This is a genomic window from Bradyrhizobium sp., assembly GCF_019244115.1.
Lineage (GTDB): Bacteria > Pseudomonadota > Alphaproteobacteria > Rhizobiales > Xanthobacteraceae > Bradyrhizobium.
On the sequence record NZ_JAFATE010000441.1, the window covers coordinates 1 to 3714 of the forward strand.

General features: G+C 64.1%; 3 protein-coding genes and 1 pseudogene. All 4 read right to left on the minus strand.

The features are described from left to right. Nucleotides 1–836 (minus strand): annotated as a pseudogene (locus JOZ76_RS19420) (alpha-glucosidase); the annotation flags it as partial. A 16-nt stretch (nucleotides 837–852) separates the two neighbouring features. Further along, a complete protein-coding gene (locus tag JOZ76_RS19425) occupies nucleotides 853–1608 on the minus strand; it encodes an SDR family NAD(P)-dependent oxidoreductase (RefSeq protein WP_291700906.1) in 756 nt (251 codons plus the stop codon). A 31-nt stretch (nucleotides 1609–1639) separates the two neighbouring features. Next, complete coding sequence (locus tag JOZ76_RS19430; protein WP_291700908.1) at nucleotides 1640–2494, minus strand: carbohydrate ABC transporter permease; 855 nt, start codon at nucleotides 2492–2494, stop codon at nucleotides 1640–1642. Continuing rightward, complete coding sequence (locus JOZ76_RS19435; protein ID WP_291700910.1) at nucleotides 2491–3438, minus strand: carbohydrate ABC transporter permease; 948 nt, start codon at nucleotides 3436–3438, stop codon at nucleotides 2491–2493. The genes JOZ76_RS19430 and JOZ76_RS19435 overlap by 4 nt, the downstream gene beginning before the upstream one ends. Nucleotides 3439–3714 lie beyond the last annotated feature (276 nt).

The window sequence follows — 3714 nt, forward strand, 5'->3', positions numbered from 1 at the left end:
GCGGTCGGCCGGACTCCGACCCAGTCCTCGCACCAGAGGCCGGCGACCTTGACGCCGGCGGCGCGCATCCGCTCGAGCCGCTCGAACGAATTGGCTCCGTCCTTCAATCCGATGATCGCACCGCCATAGATCCATTCCGGCAGCGGCGGCTGGCGCCCGAAGCGACCCGACAGCATCTCGACCAGTTCGAGGAACGATGCTGCGGCAAACAGCTCGATGCGCTCCGGAACGGCCCAGGCCTCGATCTCGTGAAAGGCGTCGTCGCGGAAATCGAAGGCGCAATAAGCCGACGTTGCGACGTGAAGCGCATAACGCGCCGAGGACAGATAGGTCGGCTGCGGATAGTAGGTCTGATAATAGTCGCCGCCCGCCTTGTCGGTCTTGTCCGCCTTGAATGTGATCTCCGTCATCTTGTCGCGCCCGACGCCGGGCTCGGAGCTCCACAGTGGAAACCGCCGGCCGCGCAGGTCGAAATAGGAAAACTGCTCGCCGCCGCCCCAGACGTGCTCATCCGGATCGGCCGCGATTCGGATCCAGAGCCGGTTGATGGACGAATCCGTCGCCTGCAACGCGATCGCATTCTTCTCGAGGGTGAGCATCAGCCGCGGCACCTGTCCCTTGCCTGGCGCGAGCATGATGCGCTCACCGTCGATCTCGGCGTGACCAAGCGGACAGCGCTCGACGAGGCGGTCCTCGATCTCAAAACGACCGCGGTGCATTTCGATGCGATCATTGCCGCGTCCGACGAAAATGCACGGGTTCGCGGCGCTGTGCTTAAGGATCGGCCGGCCGTTCAGGGAGAGGGTGAAGCCCGCTTCGGTGGCTTCGAGTTTCATGTCCATTTATCGGTTCTCATGTCAGGCCGGCGTCGACGACAAAGTTCGCCCCGGTGCAGCCAGAACTCTCGTCGGAGCCGAGGAACAGCGCGACGCGCGCCACGTGCGAGCCATCGAGCCGGAATTTGAGCGCCTGGTTATCGATGAACCGCTGATTGCTCTCGGGCGTCGCCCAAAGGCGCTGCTGGCGCTCGGTGACGATTGCCCCGGGCACGATGCAATTGACGCGGATGCCCCCCGGGCCGAGCTCACGGGCCAGCGTCTTGGTCATGCCGTTGATGGCGGCCTTGGCCGCCGTATAACCGACCATGCCCGGTATGCCGCGCATCCAGGAGACCGAGCCGAACATGATGATCGATCCTCGACCCGCCCCAGACATTCTTTTGCTCACTGCCTGACTCGCGAAGAACTGGTGATCGAGGTTGAGCGCCAGCGTGCGCCGCCAGGCCTCCACCTCGACCTCGGCCATGGCATGGCGGTCATCGCGGGCCGCATTGTTGACCAGCACCGCGACGGGGCCTCGCTCGTCTTCGACGCGCGCAACCGCGCTGCGCAGGGCGGCGATGTCGGTCAGGTCGCAATGGATGAACTCCGCGCCTGTCGCCGCCGCCGTCGCCGCGCCCGCCTGCGCGTCGATGTCGAGGAACGATACGGTCGATTCCTGGGACGCGAACGCCTTGACCATCTCGGCGCCGATGCCCGAGGCCCCGCCGGTGATCAGCACGTTGCGGCCGGCCAGCGAGGCGTAACGAACGGACTCGTAGTCTGTCATTGCGAAACAACCTTTGCCTTTGCTCAAACCTTCAGCCCTTCAGGCCGCCGGCCGTCAAGCCGGAGACCACGCGTTCCTGGAAGATCACGATCAGGATCGCGACCGGCACGATGCCGACGACCAGCGCGGCTGATATCACCGGCCAGGGGAAGGCAAATTCGCCCTGGTAGAGCTGGATACCAACCGGAAGCGTGCGCAGCGCCGGATTGGAATTGAACGACAGGGCCAGCAGAAACTCGTCCCAGGAATTGACGAAAGCGAGAATGCCGGCCGTGAACAGGCCCGGCGCTGACAACGGCACCACAATCCTGAACAGCGCGCCAAGGCGCGTGCAGCCGTCGACCATGGCGGCATTTTCCAGGTCGCGCGGAATGCTCTCGAAGAACGACGTCAGCACCAGCGTGCAGACCGGCAGGCTCAGCACCGTGTAAGGCAGGATCAGCGCCGTCCAGGTGTTGAGCAGGCCGAGCGCCCGCATCGTCTCGAACAGCGGCACCAGCAGCGTAACCAGCGGAAAGGTCGAGACCGCGATGATCAGCGACATGATCAGGTCGCGAAAGCGCAGATTCAGCCGCGCCAGCGCATAGGCGGCCAGAACGGAGATGAAGAGCGTCAGGATAGTCGACAGCAGCGCGACCATGAAACTGTTGAACAGGAAGGTGAGCAGCGGCTGATCGGAGAACGCCTGAAGATAGTTCCGCAGCGTCGGCGCGTGCGGCAGCCAGGTGATTGGCTTTTGCGTGAGCTCCGCCTCGGTCTTGAACGAGGTGAGAAGAATCCACAGCGCCGGAAACAGCCCGTTGACGATGAGGATCAGCGCCGCCAGCGCGCGCAGCGGCTTGCCCGACAGCAGCGATCCGGTCGTCGAAACGGTCGCCGCGGTCATGCGATGCCCTCGCCGCCGCGCATCATGCGCAGATAGAGGGCAGTCGCGGCCATGGAGATGATGAACATGACCACCGCGAGCGCCGAACCATAGCCGAGATCGAGAAACGAGACGGTGTTCTGATGGATATACATGGCCAGCGTCGCCGTCGACGTGCCCGGGCCGCCGCCCGTCATCATGTAGGGGATGTCAAAAGTCTGCAGCGCGGTGATGGTCCGGAAGATCAGCGCCACCGCGATCGTCGGCCTCAGCAGTGGCAGCGTGATCTCGAAAAACTTTCGCACCGGCCCGGCCCCGTCGACATCCGCCGCCTCATAGAGCGACCTCGGAATGGTCTGCAGGCCGGCGAGAATGATCATCGCCATGAATGACGATGCCTTCCAGGTGATGGCGATGCAGATCGCGGCAAAGGCGAGCGGCGACGAATTGAACCAGATCACGCCGGAGAGACCGATCCTGCGCAGCACGTCGTTGACGATGCCGTATTCGGAATGAAAGAACCAGGCGAAGATCAGGCCGGCGAAGGACAGCGGCAGCGCCCAGGGAATCAGCAGCGATAGCCGCACCGGCCAGCGCATCCGGAAGGGCAGGTTGGCGAGCAGCGCCAGCGCGAGCCCGACCACCAGCGCGCCGGGAACGGTGATCAGCGTGATGAGGATGGTGTTTCCGGTCGCCTGCCAGAACACCGGATCCTCGATCATCGCCCGGAAATTGGCGAGCCCGGCAAAGCGCGCCGGCATTCCCGAAGTCAGCGACAGGTCGAGGAAGCTCGTATAGATCAGTTTTAGGACGGGATAGCCGATCACCACGGCGAGCAGAATGGCCGCCGGCGCAAGCAGCAGAACGGCGAGCGTCGCCTCGTCGGGATCGAGCAGGCGCCACAATCGCGCGCGATGTGGCTTGGCCCGATCCGATGCCCGCGCGAGCGTGGATGATGTCGTCATGAAATCCGGTCCGGACTGCTCGCCTTGGGATCAGCGCTGGAGCACGATGAAATGAGGTTCGATTGGTGCCGCATCGGAGGTGCGCTCCCTCCTCCCTTGCGGGGCAGGGCCGGGGAGGGGGGTACCACACGATCAACTGAATCCGGGGACCCCCGCCCCCGACCCCTCCCCGCAAGGGGGAGGGGAGAAGAGCGTGCTCGCGGGTGCATTCGATTCAACTTAACTTCATCGCGCTTTAGCGGAGAATCCGCTTCAGGCGGCTCTCGATCTGGGTGG

Bases quoted from the DNA above. Each gene is read 5' to 3' on its own strand.
- JOZ76_RS19425 (WP_291700906.1), bottom strand. From the start codon at position 1,608: ATGACAGACTACGAGTCCGTTCGTTACGCCTCGCTGGCCGGCCGCAAC.
- JOZ76_RS19430 (WP_291700908.1), bottom strand. From the start codon at position 2,494: ATGACCGCGGCGACCGTTTCGACGACCGGATCGCTGCTGTCGGGCAAG.
- JOZ76_RS19435 (WP_291700910.1), bottom strand. From the start codon at position 3,438: ATGACGACATCATCCACGCTCGCGCGGGCATCGGATCGGGCCAAGCCA.